Consider the following 18,559-nt stretch of genomic DNA (forward strand, 5'->3'; position numbering starts at 1 on the left):
TGAGGACGTAGCTTCTGTCTCCGATACGATCACGATTGATGTTACCGGTGTGGCTGATGCGCCAACCTTGGAAACTTCCAATGTGTCTGGTAACGAAGACTCAGCCATTGTACTCGACATTGATGCGGCCCTGACAGATGCGTCGGAAGTTCTGAGCATTACGATTGGCAATGTGCCGGACGGTGCAAGCTTGTCTGCCGGGACGAACAACGGTGATGGTTCATGGTCGCTGACGCCGGATCAGATTTCGGGCCTGACGATTACGCCACCGGCTGATTATTCAGGCTCGTTCGATCTGAGCGTTACCGCGATCTCGGTTGATGGTGAGGACGTAGCTTCTGTTTCCGATACGATTACGGTAGATGTTGCCGGTGTTGCCGATGCACCAATTCTTGCAGTTGGCAATGCATCGGGGGCCGAAGATTCTGCGATAATGCTTGATATCGATGCATCGCTGAGTGATTCCAGCGAAGTTCTGTCTGTGACGATCTCTGGCGTTCCTGATGGTGCAACTTTGTCTGCCGGGACGAACAATGGCGATGGCTCATGGTCGCTGACGCCGGATCAGATTTCCGGCCTGACGATCACGCCACCGGCTGATTATTCGGGCTCGTTTGATTTGAGTGTCACCGCGACCTCGGTTGACGGTGAAGATGTTGCGTCGGTGTCGGATACGATCACGGTGGATGTTACCGGTGTCGCCGATGCGCCGGTGCTGGATGTCTCCGGTGCCAGCGGCACGGAAGACAGTGCGATAGCACTCGATATCAATGCTGCCCTGACCGATGCATCGGAAGTTCTGAGCATCACGATAGGCAATGTGCCGGAAGGCGCGGTCTTGTCTGCCGGGACGGACAATGGTGACGGTTCATGGTCACTGACGCCGGATCAGTTGTCCGGCCTGACGATTACGCCACCGGCTGATTATTCAGGCTCGTTTGAATTGAGTGTTAGGGCGACCTCGGTTGATGGGGACGACAGTGCTTCGGCAAACGGGACTGTGACCGTGACAGTCGAAGCCGCGGTGATCCCCGGTCAGACGGTGATTGGGGGGAATGGCAAGGATGTGATTGTCACCGGCGATGGTGATGATGTGATCGATGCGCGCCATGGCAACGACACGGTGAGTGCGGGTGCCGGAAACGATACCGTTTGGGGAGGCAGTGGCCGCGATACCCTGGACGGCGGAACCGGGAGCGACACGCTGTATGGCGGGTCGGGGAATGATATCCTGACCGGGTCGGGGGATGATCTTTTATATGGTGAAAACGGTAATGACCGGATCATCTATACCGTTGAAAGCGATCAGGAACAGGGGCTGGTGGATGGCGGGCGCGGGACCGACACGCTGGAAATCCATCTGAGCGCGGAACAGCTTGCCGATCCCGATATTCTGGCCGATTTGCAGACCCTGCGTGCCCATATGGACGGCAAAAACCAGGAATCACAAATATCACTGTCCGCTTTGGGTGTTGATATTGTCAATGTCGAGAATCTGGACATTTTTGTCGATGGCGTTGCCTATGATCCGTTTGCCGAGCAACCGGAACTGACGGCCGCCAATAGTACCGGGACCGAGGATACAGCCATTGCGCTGGAGATCGGTGCCGTGTTGAGCGATGCTACGGAAACCCTGGATATTACGATTTTGGGTGTGCCTGAGGGGGCGGTTCTGTCTGCCGGGGTCGATAATGGCGATGGCACATGGACGCTTGCGCCGGGCGATCTTGAAGGGCTGACCATCACCCCCCCCGACGATTATAGCGGCAGTTTTGATCTGACCGTCCGCGCTACATCGACCAGCGGTGCCGACAGCACAAGTGTCAGCGAAACCTTGCAGGTTGAGGTCACCGGGGTTGCCGATACGCCAACGCTGGATGTCGCCGATGCCAGCGGTGCCGAAGACAGTGCAATTACGCTGGATGTTGATGCCGGTGCGAGCAGCGATCCTTCAGAAACATTGAGCATCACGATTTCGGGCGTACCGGATGGTGCGATCCTGTCCGCCGGGACCGATAATGGTGATGGGTCATGGTCGTTGGCGCTGGAGGATCTGACGGGGCTGAGCATCACCCCCGTCGGAGATTACAGCGGATCAATGGATTTGACCGTGACGGTGACATCGCGCGACGGCGACGACGTCAACAGTGTGTCGGACATCATCACGGTGGTCGTCACCCCCGTTGCCGATACGCCGGACCTGTCGGTCGAAGATGCAGCGGGAACAACCGGCAGCGCCATTGCGCTGGATATTGATGCTGCCCTGACCGATCCCGACGAGGTTCTGAGCATCACGATTTCCGGTGTGCCCGATGGGGCCACCCTGTCGGCAGGGACGCATAATGGCGATGGCAGTTGGGCCCTGACGCCGCAACAGCTGGCAGGCTTAAGCCTGATTCCGGCGGCCAATTATGTCGGGTCGTTTGAACTGATCGTGGCCGCACAATCACGTGACGGCACGGATACGGCGACCACAACAGCGATTCTGGACGTTACGATTGAACAGATACAGATCGACCCCGATCAGACCTATTGGGGTGGTGAAAGAGACGACACCATCGTCACCGGTTCGGGAAATGATACCGTTTCGGGCAGTGGTGGGGATGATACGATTTATACCAATGCCGGAAATGACATCATCTGGGGCGGAAATGGCGAAGATGTGATTTCTGCCGGGGACGGGAATGATTACATCACCGGCGATGGCGGGGATGACACGATCTGGGCCGGGAACGGCAATGACACCGTGCATGGCGGCGAGGGTGAAAACACGATTTATGCCGGTGAAGGCAATGATTACGTCACGGCTGGTAGCAAGGATGACGAAATTTATGCCAGCGGCGGCGATAATTTGATTTATGCCGGTGAAGGCAAAAACACCATCGCCACTGGCAGCGGCAACGATACGATTTATGCCGGAAGCGGTGACGATACCATCAATGCAGGCGACGGCAACAACTTCATCCATGCCGGTGAAGGCAAGAACAGTGTGATGTCGGGCAGCGGCGATGACAGCATCCATACCGGAAGCAAGGATGATTATATCAATGCCGGAGACGGCAATAACCGCGTCGAGGCCGGAGAAGGTAAAAACATCATCATAACCGGCAGTGGTAATGACACCATCATGGCAGGCAGCGAGAGCGATACGGTGGCCGCCGGAGCGGGGAACGATGTTGTCGATGTCGGGAATGGTAACAATAAGGTTTGGAGCGAAGAGGGCGCAGACTCGATTTCGGGCGGTTATGGTGATGACAGTTTCTTTGGCGGTGCAGGCGATGATTATCTGACCGCGCTGGGGGGCGATAATTATCTGGATGGTGGAACCGGCAATGACAGGCTGAGCGCCGGATGGGGGCGTGACACAATGTCCGGCGGTGACGGTGATGACAGCCTGGTCGGCGGGGGCGGTGATGATACCCTGTATGGAGATGGCGGCAATGACACCCTGAACGGGGGGGCTGGCAACGACAAGCTGTTTGGCGGAGCCGGGGACGACACCCTGTTTGGCGGGGATGGCAATGATACGTTGCAGGGCGGCATCGGCAATGACGAGATTTACGGCGGCGGCGGGTCCGATCTGTTCATTTTCGGCATGGGCGATGGATCGGATTATTTCGATGGCGGCAAGGAAGGCTGGTCAACCGATACCATCGAATTGCGCGGGGCCAATGATTCGCAATTAAATGCCGGGGACTGGACCCTGACGCTGGATGACGGCAGCATTACCAAAACAAACCACAATTATCTGGAACTCAGCAGCGATTCGTCGGGAACAATCGTCTTTTCCGACGGAAGCGAGTTGACTTTTAGCAACGTCGAACGTATCGAATGGTGAGTTGAAAACAGATTTTATGCCGCTGGGCGCAAAACCCGGCGGCATTACTGGTTTTATAGGGTTAAATGCCCGTGCAGCGATTGACAGCACTGGCGGGAGGCCCTATACAGCGGACCTTGAATTTTATCGGATTACCTTCAGTCAGAAAACGGAGTAAGTGCAGTGAAGCGCACCTACCAGCCCAGCAAACTCGTCCGGAAACGTCGTCATGGTTTCCGTTCCCGCAGCGCGACCGTCGGTGGCCGCCGCGTGCTGACCGCACGCCGCGCCAAGGGCCGCAAGCGTCTGTCGGCCTAAGATTGTGACCGTTACGGTGGAGCGCCTGAAAAAACGCGCGGAGTTTCTCCGCGTGGCAGGCACCCGCCGTAAATGGGTTACACCCGGTCTGATCCTTCAGGGCGCTCCGCGCCCTGTTGGTGATTCCGGAACAACAGAATGCGCCGGACAGGATCGATTCGCCCGAATCGGTTTTACCGTTACCAAAAAGGTAGGCAAGGCCGTTGTACGCAATCGCGTTCGACGGCGTTTGCGTGCCGTGGCGGATCAGCTTGTCATCGATCTGGCCGTGCCGGGATGGGATTATGTCGTGATTGGACGGCAGCAAACCATCGAACGCCCGTTTGCCGATTTGATCGATGACATGCGCGCGGCCTTGCAGCGACTCCCCGATGCCAAACCTTCTGCACCCTATATGCCACGCCCCCGAAAGGGTCGTGGTGGTAAAGGATCAGGAAAACCGGCAACAGGGAATCCCGTTTCAAGAGTCCCGTCATGAGTCCTCTGGCGCGTTTGATGCAATTGGCCGTTCGCGGTTACCAGCTTGTTTTGTCACCCTATATCGGGTGGGGATGCCGTTATCAGCCGACCTGTTCGGCCTATATGATGGAAGCCCTGGCCCGGCATGGTGCGATAAAAGGCGGCTGGATGGGGTTTAAGCGGATCATGCGTTGCCATCCATGGGGTGGTCATGGTTATGATCCGGTGCCCGGCTGCAAATGCGGGCAAAAAGAAGCGCCGTCGGACCGGGATGCCGGGTCTTCGGCGCTTTCGTCATGTGGATAAGATCCCGGTAAGGCCATCATGGTCACCGGACGAAAGCGGAAAGAGGCGATGAACGAACAACGTAACCTGTGGATCGCGATTGCAACGTCGGTCGTGATTCTGCTGGGGTTCCAATTCTTTTTCGCACCCGAACCCAGTGATGCGGTTCGCGAGGCGCAGATCAGCGAAGAATTGGGAGTCAATGGCACCGTACCGCAACCGTCGGCGACAACCCCGACAGTGCCGGGCATGCCAGCGGTTCCGACCATTAATCGTGACGCCGCCCTTGCCGGTTCGCCGCGCATCAGCATTGATACGCCGCGGGTCAAGGGATCGATTCGTCTGGTCGGCAGCCTGATTGATGATATTCAGCTTCAGGATTATCGCGAAACCGAAGACGATAACAGCCCGCTGATCCATGTGCTTAATCCGGCTGGCGGGAATGACGCCTATTTCGCCGAATTTGGCTGGGTCGCCTCGGACCGCAATATTGTTGTCCCCAATAGTGAAACCCAATGGCAGGCCGACAGCGAAACCCTGACGCCGGAAAATCCGGTGACCCTGTCATGGGATAATGGCGCGGGGCTGGTTTTTGAACGCACGATTTCAATTGATGAAAACTATATGTTTTCGGTCAAACAAAGCGTCCAAAATGACAGCGGCAGCAATGTTGTCCTGCATCCCTATGGCCTGATTTCGCGCAAAGGCCTGCCGACAACAGCCGGGTTTTACATTCTTCATGAAGGCCCGCTGGGCGTGATTGATGGCACCCTGACGGAAATCGACTATGACGACCTGGTCGATTCCAAAGCTGCGAAAGAATATAAAACCACCGGTGGCTGGCTGGGTCTTACCGACAAATACTGGCTGGTGGCCCTTGCCCCGACGCAGGACGAAGCCCTGACGGCGCGGTTCAGCCATCATCTTGAAAACAATACCGACAAATTCCAGACAGATTATCTGGGCAGCGGGCGCGATATTGCCAGCGGCACATCGGCAACATCGGAAACCCGCCTGTTTGCCGGGGCCAAGGAAGTCACCCTTCTGGACCAATATGCCGAAGAATACGGGATCACCAATTTCGATCTGGCGATTGACTTTGGCTGGTTTTATTTCCTGACCAAGCCGTTCTTCCTGTTTCTGCAATGGCTGAACCATCTGGTCGGGAATTTCGGGGTGTCGATCCTGATCTTTACCGTTCTGGTCAAGGCGGTGCTGTATCCGTTGGCGAACAAATCGTACAAATCCATGAGTGCGATGAAAAAATTGCAGCCGCAGATCGTGAAGCTGCGCGAACAGTTCGCTGATGACCGGCAGCGCCAGCAGCAGGAAATGATGGCGATCTACAAGCGTGAAAAGATCAATCCGGCGTCGGGTTGCTTGCCGATTGTCGTTCAGATTCCGGTGTTCTTTGCGCTGTACAAGGTTCTGTTTGTCAGCATCGAAATGCGTCATGCGCCGTTCTTTGGCTGGATTCAGGATTTGTCGGCACCCGATCCGACATCGCTGTTTAATCTGTTTGGCTTGATTCCGTGGGATCCGCCCCAGATGTTGATGATTGGCGTATGGCCGCTGATCATGGGGGTTACCATGTTCCTGCAACAGAAACTCAATCCGGCGCCTGCCGATCCGACCCAGGCCAAGATCATGATGTTCCTGCCGTTGATTTTCACCGTCATGCTGGCCAGTTTCCCGGCCGGTCTGGTGATTTACTGGGCATGGAACAACCTGCTGTCGATCGCGCAACAGCGCTATATCATGTATAAAATGGGGATGTGATCCCCGTCACGGGGGCAAAATGCAGATGATATGCGTTTTGCCCCCGAGGCTTCCCCGGACGGGGGAAGGAAATCGATGACCGAAGAAAAATTGCCGTCGGTGAGCATGATCCCGACACACAGCAACGCACAACTCGAAGCCGGGCGGTTATTATTTACCCGCCCGATTACCTTTATGCTGGGCGTTGCCAATCTTGATCAGCTTCCGGCAGAAGACAAAACCGAAATTTGTTTTGCCGGGCGGTCCAATGTCGGTAAATCCAGCCTGATCAACGCCGTAACCGGCCGTCGCGATCTGGCGCGGACCTCCAACACGCCGGGCCGGACCCAGCAATTGAACTATTTCGATCTGGACGGTGTGATGAACATCGTCGATCTTCCTGGATATGGTTATGCCCAGGCCCCGAAGGGGATCGTGGAAAGCTGGCAGGACATGATCAAGCAATATCTGCGCGGCAGGGTAACGTTGCGGCGCGTTTTTGTTTTGATCGATTCCCGGCATGGCTTTAAATCGGCCGATCTGGAAATGATGAAGTTGCTCGACAGTTCGGCGGTGTCCTATCAGGTTGTCCTGACCAAGGCGGACAAGCTGAAAACGGGGCAAATGGAAAAACGTATTGTCGAAGTGGTCAATGCCCTGAAAAAGCATCCGGCCGCCCTGACGCAAATTTTCGCCACATCAAGCGAGAAGAATACCGGCATTGCCGAATTGCGTGCTGAAATCTCGCAATTCGCGTAAACGCCGTTACCGGCCAAAATAATGTCTGAATATGGGGAAGCATAATGAATCAGGACAATCTGACCGAAGACGATAATGCGGAATCAAGCGCCTACCGGACGCTGGCCCGTGCCAAGGTTCTGTCGGAAGCCCTGCCCTATATGCGACGTTATAACGGCCAGAAAATCGTCATTAAATATGGCGGTCACGCCATGGGAGACCCGGAACTGGCGCGCCTGTTCGCCCAGGATGTGGTGTTGCTCAAACAGGTCGGGATGAATCCGATTGTTGTGCATGGCGGCGGTCCGCAAATCGGTCAGATGCTGAAGGAACTGGGCATCCAGTCGGAATTTGTCGATGGTTTGCGTGTTACCGACCAGCAGACGATTGATGTTGTTGAAATGGTTCTGGCAGGCAAGATCAACAAGGAAATCGTTTCCAATATCAATGCCGCAGGCGGGGTTGGGGTTGGTCTGTGCGGCAAGGATGCCAATCTGATCCGGGCGCGCAAACTGACCCGCACCAAAAAAGACCCTGAAAGTAATATTGAACGGGTTCTGGATCTGGGATTTGTCGGTGAACCGGTTGAGGTCAACCCGCATGTGCTTGATTGTTTTACCAATACAGACATTATTCCGGTAATTGCCCCGATCGGGGTTGGCGATGACGGCCAGACATACAATATAAATGCTGATACGGCAGCCGGTGCGATTGCAAAGGCCGTTGGGGCTCGTCGTCTTTATATGCTGACCGATGTGAAAGGGATTCTGGACAAGGACAAGAAACTGGTCCGGGATGCCGATCTTGACAGCATTAATGCGATGATCGCCGATGGCACCATTCAGGGTGGGATGATTCCCAAAACCGAAACCTGTATGGATGCGGTTTGCAACGGGGTCGAGGCGGCAGTCATCGTAGATGGACGGGCGCCCCATGCGGTTTTGCTGGAACTGTTCACCGAGCGCGGTGCCGGAACCATGATCCGCGGGAACTGACGTCCGATTCGGTTACATATTTGTCATCCGCTCCGGCCTTCTTTTTGTCGCATATTACCTGCATGTCACTGGATATGCGGACAGGGACAAAAAGAAACGCCGTTATTTGCTGTCGTCTGGCAGCAAATGGCGTCACAGGGTCGGAGCGATGAATGTGAGCACCATGGAAACCGAAGGTGATTCCCGCCATTGGGATTATGCGAATGCCACATTGGACATGTTGCGAACGCACGGATTGCGGCCCTGCCCGGAATTTTATCATGTGTGGTTCGTGTATCACGCCGATGAAAACCCGGAAGTTCTGCGCGCAATAGACGCCGCCCGCGCCAGCGGCGAACCGATCAGTGAAGAAACCCTGTTGCGGCTGTATTACCGGTATATTTTTGATCGGCAGGCCGCCAGTTTCCTGCGGCGCGGTATGGATGACTTTAACGACGTTATCTGTAACAGCGAGGAAACCATCGCGTCGGCCCACAGCGAACTGGGGGCTTATGGCGAGGTTCTGGAGGCCGCCCAAAAGACTTTGCGTAACGACAAAAAAACCGGCGAGATCATAGACCGGATCGTTGTGCATACACGGAAAGTGCGGGGTACGGTCGCAACGCTGGGCGAGCAACTGGCGCACTACCAGCAAAAAATCACCCATTTGCAGCAGGAATTGCAACAAACTCGTGAACGATCCTATACCGACGGCCTGACCGGGGTGTCAAACCGCCTGCATCTTGAAGAAATTCTGGCCGAACAATGCCGGACATATGATGAAGACGGAGATTCTACCGAACCGTTTTGCGTGATGATGGTCGATCTTGATCAGTTCAAGCAGATCAATGACCGGCATGGTCACCGGATTGGCGACGAGGTGCTGGTGCTGATTGCCGGGATGTTGAAAGCGCACACCAAGGGGCGCGATATTGTGGCGCGTTATGGCGGTGATGAATTTGTGGTTTTGTTGCCCGATACCCTTCTGGCCGATGCAGAATTGTTGGCCAGTGATATTTGCAGCCGAATTCGCGCCCGCGATATCCGGGCCAAGGCCAGCGGCACATCTTATGGCAATATGACGATTTCCATCGGGATCGCGCAATATGTGCGGGGCGAAGGACCGTTTTCCCTGATTGACCGCGCCGACGGTGCGCTTTATCGCGCCAAGGATGCCGGTCGGGATCGTTATTGTGCCGCAGTATCGGGGTGATTTGCGTATCTGTCATGGCTGATCCTTGCCGGGAATGCATTGGTGATACGGGCGCAGACTTGCATTCAGGGCATCATCGGCGTATGTAACCAGCGCCCGGCACGGTTTTGACGATGCCGGGCATTGCCGTTTGGCGATACTTGCAATCACTGATCAGAACCAAAGAAAGCCGGGCATGACAGAGCCGCGTGTCATTACATTTGGATGTCGTCTGAACACCTATGAATCCGAGGTGATGCGTGACCATGCCAAAAATGCCGGTATTGAGGATGCCATCATCATCAATACCTGTGCTGTCACGACCGAGGCGGAACGTCAGGCGCGGCAAAGCATTCGCCGCCTGCGTCGCGAAAATCCCAATGCCAAAATCTTTGTGACCGGGTGCGCCGTACAGGTCAATCCCGACAAATTTGCCGGGATGACAGAAATCGACCGGATTTTTGGCAATGACGCCAAGATGAAGGCCGAAACCTTTTTTGACGCCGCCCATGAACGGGTGGTGGTCAATGATATCATGTCGGTTCAGGAAACCGCCAGCCATCTGGTCGCCGGATTTGAAGGCCGCGCCCGCGCCTTTGTCCAGGTGCAGAATGGCTGCGATCATCGCTGCACCTTTTGCATCATCCCCTATGGTCGCGGCAATTCGCGCAGCGTACCGATGGGCGAGATTGTCAGTCAGGTGCGCGAACTGGTTGCCAATGGCTATGGCGAAGTGGTTCTGACCGGGGTGGATATCACATCTTATGGCCATGATTTGCCCGGCAAACCGACATTGGGGCAGATGACACGCCGTTTGCTGGCCCAGGTGCCGGAATTGCCGCGTTTGCGCATTTCATCGGTTGATCCGGTCGAGGTCGATGACGATATTTTCCGCATGATTGCCACCGAACCGCGCCTGATGCCGCATATGCATATCAGTTTGCAGGCGGGTGATGATATGGTGCTCAAACGCATGAAGCGCCGCCATTTGCGTCAGGATGTGGTCGATTTTTGCAACAAGGTCCGCGATTTGCGCGCCGATGTGACCTTTGGTGCCGATATCATTGCCGGGTTCCCGACCGAAACCGATGAAATGGCCGAAAATACCCGCCGTCTGGTCGAGGAATGCGGGCTGATTTATCTGCATGTGTTTCCCTATTCCTCGCGGCCCGGCACCCCGGCGGCCAAAATGCCGCAAGTGGCAAAAGATTTGCGCAAACAGCGTGCCGCCGCCCTGCGTGAAACCGGCGACCGGCAATTAAACGCCTTTTTGGCATCAAGGGTCGGCATGGTGGAAAACGTGCTGATCGAAAAGGAAAACACCGGCCATACGGAGCATTTTGCTCCTGTTATGGTCAACCGCGTGATAGAACCGGGCACAATTGCAAAGGCGAAAGTCACCGGCCTTGAAGATGGTAAACTGATAGCGGAGCTTGTCGGATGAATGAAGAGGTCAAAAAAAGCTGGTTTTCCCGTCTGACTGACGGGTTAAAACGGTCCTCTTCCAAACTGACCACCGGAATCGCCGATATCTTTACCAAGCGCCGTCTGGATGATGAGGCGCTGCAAGAATTTGAAGATTTGCTGATTACATCCGATCTGGGCGTTGCCACGGCGGCAAAACTGGGCGCGGAATTGTCGCGCACCCGGTTCGACAAGCAGGTCGAAGCCGGTGAAATTCAGGAATTTATCGCCGACGAAGTCGCCAAAATCCTTGAACCGGTCGCTATCCCCCTGATGATTGATGCCGGACGCAAACCCCATGTTGTGCTGGTGGTGGGGGTTAATGGATCGGGCAAGACAACAACGATTGGCAAACTTGCCAAAACCTATCGGGATCAGGGCCTGAAAGTCATGATGGCGGCAGGCGATACATTCCGGGCGGCTGCGGTTGAACAGCTTAAGGTCTGGGGCGAACGTACCGGGTGCCCGGTGATTTCACGCGGTGACGGAGCCGATGCTGCCGGATTGGCGTTTGATGCCATCGAACAGGCGCGGCGCGAAGGATATGATCTGTTGCTGATCGATACGGCCGGGCGGTTGCAAAACAAGGCGCATCTGATGGACGAATTGAAAAAAATCGTCCGGGTGATTCGCAAATGCGATGAAACGGCCCCGCATGATACGCTTTTGGTACTGGATGCCACCACCGGCCAGAATGCCCATAATCAGGTGGAAGTTTTTTCCGAAGCCACCAATGTCTCGGGCCTGATTGTCACCAAGCTGGATGGTACTGCCAAGGGCGGGGTTGTTGTGGCGCTGGCCGAAAAATTTGGCAAGCCGGTGCATGCGATTGGCGTTGGCGAAGCCGCCGAGGACCTCCGCCCGTTCGAGGCCCGGGCCTTTGCCCGCAGCCTTGCCGGATTGGCGGATTAATCCCCGGTACTTTTGGTCTCGGCAATCCTGCGCAAATCTGGCAGGATTGAGTCAAACAATACCACCATATCCTGCAAGGCGTTGCGAATATCATCGGGCAATCCGGTCAGGTCACAGGATGCCATCTGGTGTTGCAGGGGCGTGATCTGGGCGATCAGGCCGGTCGCCAGACGCGGGTCCATATTCTCGATCACCCATGACAGGGCACGGTCGCGCAATTCTTCAAGGCTGTGCAAATCCGGGTCGGGGGAGGATGTTGGCAAATCATAGGGCCGCAATCCCAATTCCAGACGTCGGTTGATATTGCGCAGGCTGTCGGCGCAATCATGACACAGCGATTTCAGGGCATTGCCTTGTGCCACATCGCGGATTGCGCCCAGACGAACGGCAAGGTCCTCGGCATCCAGTGTAATGTCATTGATGATATCGGCATGCGCCAACCCGTCGCGGTTGTCCGCCGTGCCGGTAAAGGCCATCGGGGCAAAGACCGGCAATATGCCGGTTTTCAGCATAAACCGGGCAGGCAGATGGGTGATGATTTCGCCATCGGCCAAAACCGGATGGGCGGTGTCACAGTCGATTTTTATGTCGGTGCATTCGCGGGTCAGCGCCAGATTGCTGTTGTCGATCGATCCAAACAACAAATCGGCGGCAATATCCATGCCCGACAAGGTATCGACATCGGCACGGATGGCAAACATGTGCAATTTGCCATCATCCAGACGCTTGCTGTCACGCGGGCGCAGGCCACCACCAAAATACTGACCATTGGTGATGGTCAATTGCCGGACCAAAAGTTTTTCAGTTGTTTCGTGGCACGAGATGTCCAGTGCCAACGGGTCCATCTCGTGCCAGCTTTGCCAGTTTGCGACCGCATAACTCAACGCCCCGGCCCAGCGTTTCAAATCCGGGTTGATGCGATTACGGGCATCGGCAGGAACCCCGATACTGGCGGCGTTGACAAAACTTTTGTCATTCACCCGCCCGATATCCAGATGGGCGATCTGACCATTGATGGCGGCCTGGGCAGCCTGAATAGGGTCATCTGGCAGGCACAGGCTGCGGGCAAAATCATTGGCTGTTCCCATTGGCAGGGCAATCAGAACAACCTTGGCCGTGATCACCGCATCAAGAATGGCATTGATCGTGCCATCGCCGCCGCCCAGGGCGACGATATCGCCCGGTCGGGTTGCGGTGGTGATGTGTGTGATCATTTCGCCCGGATCGTCACAAAACCGCATTTCGGTTTGATATCCGGCATCCTCAAATACGCCACGCAATGCTTGCGCACCATCTTCGCGCCAGCGATCCGGTGTTTTGGTCCGGTTTAACAGTAACAACACTTTGCCGGTTAAATCCGAAGCCTTCACGCGATGATCCTCCGTCAGGGATATCAGAATAAACATAAAACCGTCCAAACCCGGCATGATTGTGACACCGGGTTTGGGCAAGGCAGGGTCAGGAAATGATGGCGCGCAACATCCATGCTGCTTCTTCATGTACGCCGACCCGTTCTGTCAGCATGTCGGCGGTTTTGACATCATCCACTTCGTCGGCGGCACCAACACCGTCACGCAGAAGGCAGGCCATTTTTTCATGATCCTCGACCAGTTCCTGCACCATGTCATTGGCGTTGATCAGGGATGTCTGGTCGGTGATGATGGAATCTTCCATCATGGTGGCAAGGCCGGTCGGTGCGGAAAATCCGATGGCGCGGATGCGTTCGGCCATGTCATCAATCGCCGTATTCAAATCTTCGTATTGTTCTTCGGTCATTTTGTGCAGCGAATAAAACGCCGGACCGACAACATTCCAGTGAACACCACGAATTTTGGCATATAGCACATGGGACGATCCGACAATTTTCGTCAACATCTGCGCCAGTTTCTTGCGGTCCTTGCGGTCCACGCCGGATTTGACCGGAAATTCCCTGGCAATGTTCTGCATGCTGCTCTGTGCCATTTTCGGCTCCTGTTCGTTATTTCGGGGTCAATCAGGCGATGTAACCTGATTTCTTAAGGGTAAAACGTGCGGTATGGGTGAAGGTTCCACAAAATAAACCGCCTTAATGGGAACAAATTTTTCGATCATTCGTTGTGTTATGACAGGCAGTGGCAAAGTAAATGCCATGTCTTAATCAAAAATGGAGGTTGTGATGCTTTATAAGACTGTATTGATGGCTGGTACTGTTGTGATGTCTCTTGCTGTTGCTGTTCCGGCTTATGCCGATTCCCACAGCGGGACCATGCAGACCGATGATGCCATCAAGTCGGATGCGAAAAAGGCAGGCAACGCCGCCGAACGTGAATATGAAGAAGCCAAGGAATATGGCTTTGAGCAGAAAGATGATTTTAGTGCATGGGTTGAGGAAAAAACCGCGGCCCTGGGCCGGAAATATGATGAGGTTTCTGCCGCTGCTGCCGAGCAGAGCGATGAAACTGCTGATGACCTTGCCGAAGCATGGGCCGCGACCAAGGCGAGTGTGAGTGAATCGCTTGATGATGTTCAGGATTCCTCTGCCGAAACATGGGAAAATGTCAAGGCTGGCACGGTGAAAGCCTTGCAGGATGCTGAACGTGCCCTGTCGGACGATCCGGCTGCGCAATAACTTCCTTCGGTATGATGAGATTGACGGCCCGCCCGAAAAGGTCGGGCCGTTTGTTTTGATCGGTCCTGAAGGCTGATTTTATGACGAATAGTGCGCCAGGATTTGGGGGGCGCCTGAAACAGAGATGGCATGGTATCCGTTCCCGGATGGAAAAACTGGCCGCAGGCCGCAAGGGGCTGGGCGGGCTTGCCATTGCTTCGTTCCTTGAAACCACCATCATTCCGATCCCGATTGAAATCATTATCGCCCCGCTGATGGCGGTATCGCGCCGTCGGGGCATGGTGATTGCCAGTGTGACCTTGCTGGGCAGTGTTTTGGGGGCAGTGTTTCTCTATGGGCTGGGGCTGGGCCTGTATGACGAGGTTGTGGCCCCGTTAATGACAATGTGGGGCGCAGAACAGCAATTTTCAGAAATTGAACAGCGGTTTGCAGAAGGCGGCTTCTGGCTGGTTTTTGTCATCAGCCTGACACCCGTGCCGATGCAACTGGCCGCCCTTGCCGCAGGGGTGACATCCTATCCGTTCTGGTTGTTCCTGATCGCCATTACCCTGTCGCGGGCGGTGCGGTATTACGGGCTTTTTGCCTTGATCGCCTTATTTGGTGTCGGCATGGCCCGCATTTTCGAGGGTAAAAAGCTCAAAAAGGCGGATGACAACAGTCATCCTGTCTGATTTCGGCGGCATTTTCGCAAAACAGATTTCAAAAAAAACCGCCCGAACATCACAGTCAGACGGTTTTTGGGTGTTTATTCCGGTTCGATGCGGAAATCAGTGGTTGATTTGCCCTCGGTTTCGGGCTCGTCGATGTCTTCGGCAATCAATCCACGACGGATCAATTCGCGAATGGCCGCAGCGCGGGTTGGCATGCGGTGTTGGAACCGCCAGTCATCAATGAACCTCAGTTCCTCGTCATCGAGCATGATCTGAAGTTTTTCGGTTCTTTTCGGGCTTGCCAACGGGGGCTCCTTGTGACGGTCAATCCACCGTTAAAACGGCCTGTAACCTTTGACAGGCCGGGATTTGGAGGATTTTGGAGTAAGTGACGTTATCGCCATTTCTTCCATAAAACAACCAGATAACGGCAGTTCTGTTCCTTGAGTGAAATTGGCATTTTACTCAAAATAAATATTATATGTTTGTTGATTATAGTAAGTATTTTGAGGGTATTTCGTTGGTTGATCATATTGATGATGTTAATAATGTGGCGGATATTCAATATATTACCAAAGTTAAGTACGATATTTTACTTTTAATGCCTTATTTGTTTGTTATGGTTTTTTCATCCAACAAATGGAGGTTGTGATGTCTGACCAAGTTATGAATGAAATTGAAGGTCATATTCCCGCACTGCGTCGCCATGCCTGCCGTTTGACAGGGGCGATGGATCGGGCTGATGATCTGGTTCAGGATACGCTCGTCAAGGCGCTTAGCAACAGGGACAAGTTCGAGGAAGGCACCAGCCTGAAGGCATGGTTGCACCGGATTTTGTTCAACACCTTTATTTCGCTGGTTCGCCGGGAGAAAACCCGTGGCGTTCACATGGACTGGGACGATATGGGTGATGTTTACGGACATGGCGGCAACCAGATAGCACGCCTGCAATTGCGCGATGCTGACCGGGTGCTGCGCGGTTTGCCTGCCCAGGAAAAACAGGCACTGATGCTGACGGCTGTCAATGATATGTCCTATCAGGATGCCGCCCGCGAAATGAATGTCGAAGTCGGTACGGTCAAATCCCGTGTCGGTCGGGCCCGCCGCAAATTGCGCGCATCGGTTGGCATGATTGAAGCGCGCCAGCAGTTTTCGAAGTTTGTTCCGGAGGCCGCGTAATGCCCTGCACACTTGCCATTTACGGCAAGGAGGACATCCTTGATTATATGTGCGGGGATTTGCCCCCCGAAGAACGGCGCGACATTGAAAATCTTGCGCAAAACGATCCGATGGCGGCCTGCACGATTCGCGAAATCAGGGAACGGCTGCTGCTGAATCGCCAGCCGGTTGATCTGATGGCCTATCGCCGGTGGCAGAAACTGCATGAACTGGCTGAAAATGCCGGGCTGTTTCAAAATATGTCAGGTGTAAGATCGATACGTCCGAAAGAGTATTGACTTTAATGACCAATGGTCAGATAAATTATCTGTCGGGGTCGATTGTCTTTTCCCTCAACGTCTAAGACCCTTCCCCGCCAGTAGGCCGGAGCTTTGGTTCAGCTCCGGCCTTTTTTTGTCCCGACTCCGGCCCGATTGCCTCCCTGTCGGTTTTTATGACCCTTACCGGTTCGGCCTGTCTGCCGGAAACTGTCATTTGGAAAATTTGAAAATCCCGCCATGATCACCAGATATAAGGATGATTATAAAAGGTTCTGATGGCTTTGCGGCATTTTTGCAAAAAGACTGATTTTGTGTCGTGCATGCCGGGGGCGCGCAATTGGGGGTTGCCAGAAGCGGGGCGGGCGGTGATAAATCTCCGGCTCACAACAAACAAAAATAAAAAGGAGCACAATTTATGATTTCAGGAACACACGGATCCGTCCGCGATCTTTTTGAATTTACCGATACCGAAAAGGCTCTGGCCCGCATCCGCGACATTTACGATACGGGTGCCGATGCCGTGCGCGAGGCCTTTGTGCGGTTTGGCAAGGGTCAGCAGACATCGCCTGTGCGCGCCTATTATCCTTATCTGGGGATCGAGGTTCCGCCGGAAAAACTCCATGTCGAAAGCACGCTTTCCTACGGTGCGCCACGCGATCCGGGGGTATTTGGCACGACCCTGACCCGGCCCGATATATTTGAACAATATTACCGCGAACAAATCAGCCTTCTGTTGAAAAACCATGATGTGCCGGTGGTGGTTGGCGTCTCGGACCGACCGATTCCGTTGCCATTCGTTGCCGAAACCGCAACCGACAATATCGGTCCGACCGATATTCGCCAGTTGCAGATGGTGTTCGACATGCCCGATCTGGCGCGCACCGATGATGACATCGCCAATGGCGGGCATGATCGCAGTGGTGATATGCCCAAACCGCTGTCGCTGTTTTCCGGCGAACGGGTGGATTATTCGCTGGCGCGGTTGCGCCATTACACCGCGACAGCACCGGAACATTTCCAGAAATTCGTGCTGTTCACCAATTATCAGCGCTATGTCGATGAATTCATCGAATATGCCAAGGCACAGCTGGATGATCCCAAAAGCCCCTATATCGCCTTTATTGAACCGGGGCCGTGCATTCATGTGGCGAAAAATGCCCCGAAATCATGGAAGGCCGGTGGCGAAGCTGTCCGGCAATTGCCGCAGATGCCGTCTTATCATCTGGTGCGCGAAGACGGCCTTGGGCTCACATTGGTCAATATCGGGGTCGGGCCTTCCAATGCCAAAACCGCAACTGATCATATTGCGGTTCTGCGACCTCATTGCTGGTTGATGCTGGGCCATTGCGCCGGTTTGCGCCGAAGCCAGCTTTTGGGCGATTATGTGCTTGCCCATGGTTATGTGCGCGATGACCATGTTCTGGATCAGGATTTGCCTCTATGGGTTCCGGTGCCGCCGATTGCCGAAATCCAGGTCGCGCTGGCGGGGGCGGTGGCAAATGTTACCGGCCTGACCGGCAAGGAAATGAAAGCCCGGATGCGCACAGGCACGGTGGCAACCACCGATAACCGGAACTGGGAATTGCGATATAGTGAATTGTTTGTCCGCCTCAATCAGGCCCGTGCCATTGCGGTCGATATGGAAAGTGCAACCATCGCTGCCAACGGTTTCCGGTTCCGCGTGCCGTATGGCACATTGCTGTGCGTGTCGGACAAGCCGGTGCATGGCGAATTGAAACTGCCGGGAATGGCGAATACCTTCTATCGTCAACGCATCGGCCAGCATCTTGAAATCGGCCTGCATACGGTCGATACCTTGCGCAATGGTATCAATCAGCTCCATTCCCGCAAATTACGGTCGCTGGACGAACCGGCGTTTCGCTAAACCTGTTGGCGTTTCTGTGATCCGCTTGCCGTTATGGCAGGCGGATCATTTCTTTTTGGG

General features: G+C 54.6%; 17 protein-coding genes and 1 pseudogene. 15 read left to right on the forward strand and 3 right to left on the reverse strand.

Annotated features, from left to right (window positions below; translation table 11 throughout):
• The 10 genes and pseudogenes from Q8O73_RS15915 to ftsY all read left to right on the forward strand — a co-directional run.
• Window positions 1–3,838: pseudogene (locus Q8O73_RS15915) on the forward strand (hypothetical protein); the annotation flags it as partial.
• Window positions 3,839–4,000: 162 nt separating this feature from the next.
• Window positions 4,001–4,135 carry a 50S ribosomal protein L34 gene (rpmH, locus tag Q8O73_RS15920; RefSeq protein ID WP_007091264.1) on the forward strand — a complete coding sequence of 45 codons (135 nt, stop codon included), beginning with the start codon at window positions 4,001–4,003 and terminating at the stop codon, window positions 4,133–4,135.
• Window positions 4,136–4,151: 16 nt separating this feature from the next.
• The gene (gene rnpA, locus Q8O73_RS15925) at window positions 4,152–4,613 is read left to right on the forward strand and encodes a ribonuclease P protein component (protein WP_371135098.1); all 462 of its coding nucleotides are present in this window, start codon (window positions 4,152–4,154) and stop codon (window positions 4,611–4,613) included.
• Window positions 4,610–4,900: a membrane protein insertion efficiency factor YidD gene (gene yidD, locus Q8O73_RS15930; RefSeq protein ID WP_305559181.1), complete on the forward strand. Its 291-nt coding sequence runs from the start codon at window positions 4,610–4,612 to the stop codon at window positions 4,898–4,900. The genes rnpA and yidD overlap by 4 nt, the downstream gene beginning before the upstream one ends.
• A 48-nt stretch (window positions 4,901–4,948) precedes the next feature.
• A complete protein-coding gene (yidC, locus tag Q8O73_RS15935; protein ID WP_305559182.1) occupies window positions 4,949–6,658 on the forward strand; it encodes a membrane protein insertase YidC in 1,710 nt (569 codons plus the stop codon).
• 75 nt (window positions 6,659–6,733) lie between these two features.
• Complete coding sequence (yihA, locus tag Q8O73_RS15940; protein WP_305559183.1) at window positions 6,734–7,396, forward strand: ribosome biogenesis GTP-binding protein YihA/YsxC; 663 nt, start codon at window positions 6,734–6,736, stop codon at window positions 7,394–7,396.
• 44 nt (window positions 7,397–7,440) lie between these two features.
• Entirely contained in the window at window positions 7,441–8,370 is a 930-nt protein-coding gene (argB, locus tag Q8O73_RS15945) for an acetylglutamate kinase (protein WP_305559184.1), read from the forward strand.
• 148 nt (window positions 8,371–8,518) lie between these two features.
• Entirely contained in the window at window positions 8,519–9,562 is a 1,044-nt protein-coding gene (locus Q8O73_RS15950; RefSeq protein ID WP_305559185.1) for a GGDEF domain-containing protein, read from the forward strand.
• Between the two features lie 175 nt (window positions 9,563–9,737).
• Complete coding sequence (gene mtaB, locus Q8O73_RS15955; RefSeq protein ID WP_305559186.1) at window positions 9,738–10,985, forward strand: tRNA (N(6)-L-threonylcarbamoyladenosine(37)-C(2))-methylthiotransferase MtaB; 1,248 nt, start codon at window positions 9,738–9,740, stop codon at window positions 10,983–10,985.
• Window positions 10,982–11,917 (forward strand): signal recognition particle-docking protein FtsY, encoded by a 936-nt coding sequence (gene ftsY, locus Q8O73_RS15960; protein WP_305559187.1) that lies wholly within the window; start codon window positions 10,982–10,984, stop codon window positions 11,915–11,917. Before mtaB ends, ftsY begins: the two co-directional genes overlap by 4 nt.
• Here the strand turns inward: ftsY and Q8O73_RS15965 are convergent.
• Together Q8O73_RS15965 and Q8O73_RS15970 are read right to left on the reverse strand one after the other, a co-directional pair.
• A complete protein-coding gene (locus Q8O73_RS15965) occupies window positions 11,914–13,287 on the reverse strand; it encodes a diacylglycerol kinase family protein (protein ID WP_305559188.1) in 1,374 nt (457 codons plus the stop codon). The two genes, ftsY and Q8O73_RS15965, sit on opposite strands and share 4 nt — an antisense overlap.
• 88 nt (window positions 13,288–13,375) lie before the next feature.
• Window positions 13,376–13,879 (reverse strand): Dps family protein, encoded by a 504-nt coding sequence (locus tag Q8O73_RS15970; protein ID WP_305559189.1) that lies wholly within the window; start codon window positions 13,877–13,879, stop codon window positions 13,376–13,378.
• A gap of 214 nt (window positions 13,880–14,093) precedes the next feature.
• On the opposite strand from Q8O73_RS15970, the gene Q8O73_RS15975 reads away from it, so the two are divergent.
• Window positions 14,094–14,525 carry a hypothetical protein gene (locus tag Q8O73_RS15975; RefSeq protein ID WP_305559190.1) on the forward strand — a complete coding sequence of 144 codons (432 nt, stop codon included), beginning with the start codon at window positions 14,094–14,096 and terminating at the stop codon, window positions 14,523–14,525.
• Between the two features lie 146 nt (window positions 14,526–14,671).
• On the forward strand, window positions 14,672–15,196 hold the full coding sequence (locus tag Q8O73_RS15980) for a YqaA family protein (protein WP_305559191.1): 525 nt from the start codon (window positions 14,672–14,674) through the stop codon (window positions 15,194–15,196).
• A 74-nt stretch (window positions 15,197–15,270) separates the two neighbouring features.
• On the opposite strand, the gene Q8O73_RS15985 is transcribed toward Q8O73_RS15980, so the two are convergent.
• Entirely contained in the window at window positions 15,271–15,480 is a 210-nt protein-coding gene (locus Q8O73_RS15985; RefSeq protein ID WP_305559192.1) for a hypothetical protein, read from the reverse strand.
• 346 nt (window positions 15,481–15,826) lie between these two features.
• On the opposite strand from Q8O73_RS15985, the gene Q8O73_RS15990 reads away from it, so the two are divergent.
• The 3 genes from Q8O73_RS15990 to Q8O73_RS16000 all read left to right on the forward strand — a co-directional run bounded on the left by Q8O73_RS15990 (window position 15,827) and on the right by Q8O73_RS16000 (window position 18,499).
• Window positions 15,827–16,354, forward strand: coding sequence for a sigma-70 family RNA polymerase sigma factor (locus tag Q8O73_RS15990; protein ID WP_305559193.1), 528 nt, complete (start codon window positions 15,827–15,829; stop codon window positions 16,352–16,354).
• Window positions 16,354–16,632, forward strand: a complete 279-nt coding sequence (locus tag Q8O73_RS15995; protein WP_305559194.1) for a hypothetical protein — start codon at window positions 16,354–16,356, stop codon at window positions 16,630–16,632. Before Q8O73_RS15990 ends, Q8O73_RS15995 begins: the two co-directional genes overlap by 1 nt.
• Window positions 16,633–17,029: 397 nt before the next feature.
• Window positions 17,030–18,499, forward strand: a complete 1,470-nt coding sequence (locus Q8O73_RS16000) for an AMP nucleosidase (RefSeq protein WP_305559195.1) — start codon at window positions 17,030–17,032, stop codon at window positions 18,497–18,499.
• Window positions 18,500–18,559: the final 60 nt, after the last annotated feature.

Source organism: Thalassospira sp. (genome assembly GCF_030690045.1).
GTDB lineage: Bacteria > Pseudomonadota > Alphaproteobacteria > Rhodospirillales > Thalassospiraceae > Thalassospira.

Bases quoted from the DNA above. Each gene is read 5' to 3' on its own strand.
- Q8O73_RS15970 (WP_305559189.1), bottom strand. From the start codon at position 13,879: ATGGCACAGAGCAGCATGCAGAACATTGCCAGGGAATTTCCGGTCAAA.
- ftsY (WP_305559187.1), top strand. From the start codon at position 10,982: ATGAATGAAGAGGTCAAAAAAAGCTGGTTTTCCCGTCTGACTGACGGG.
- Q8O73_RS15995 (WP_305559194.1), top strand. From the start codon at position 16,354: ATGCCCTGCACACTTGCCATTTACGGCAAGGAGGACATCCTTGATTAT.
- argB (WP_305559184.1), top strand. From the start codon at position 7,441: ATGAATCAGGACAATCTGACCGAAGACGATAATGCGGAATCAAGCGCC.
- yidC (WP_305559182.1), top strand. From the start codon at position 4,949: ATGAACGAACAACGTAACCTGTGGATCGCGATTGCAACGTCGGTCGTG.
- Q8O73_RS15975 (WP_305559190.1), top strand. From the start codon at position 14,094: ATGGCTGGTACTGTTGTGATGTCTCTTGCTGTTGCTGTTCCGGCTTAT.
- yihA (WP_305559183.1), top strand. From the start codon at position 6,734: ATGACCGAAGAAAAATTGCCGTCGGTGAGCATGATCCCGACACACAGC.
- Q8O73_RS15990 (WP_305559193.1), top strand. From the start codon at position 15,827: ATGTCTGACCAAGTTATGAATGAAATTGAAGGTCATATTCCCGCACTG.
- Q8O73_RS15980 (WP_305559191.1), top strand. From the start codon at position 14,672: ATGGAAAAACTGGCCGCAGGCCGCAAGGGGCTGGGCGGGCTTGCCATT.
- Q8O73_RS15950 (WP_305559185.1), top strand. From the start codon at position 8,519: ATGAATGTGAGCACCATGGAAACCGAAGGTGATTCCCGCCATTGGGAT.
- mtaB (WP_305559186.1), top strand. From the start codon at position 9,738: ATGACAGAGCCGCGTGTCATTACATTTGGATGTCGTCTGAACACCTAT.
- Q8O73_RS16000 (WP_305559195.1), top strand. From the start codon at position 17,030: ATGATTTCAGGAACACACGGATCCGTCCGCGATCTTTTTGAATTTACC.
- yidD (WP_305559181.1), top strand. From the start codon at position 4,610: ATGAGTCCTCTGGCGCGTTTGATGCAATTGGCCGTTCGCGGTTACCAG.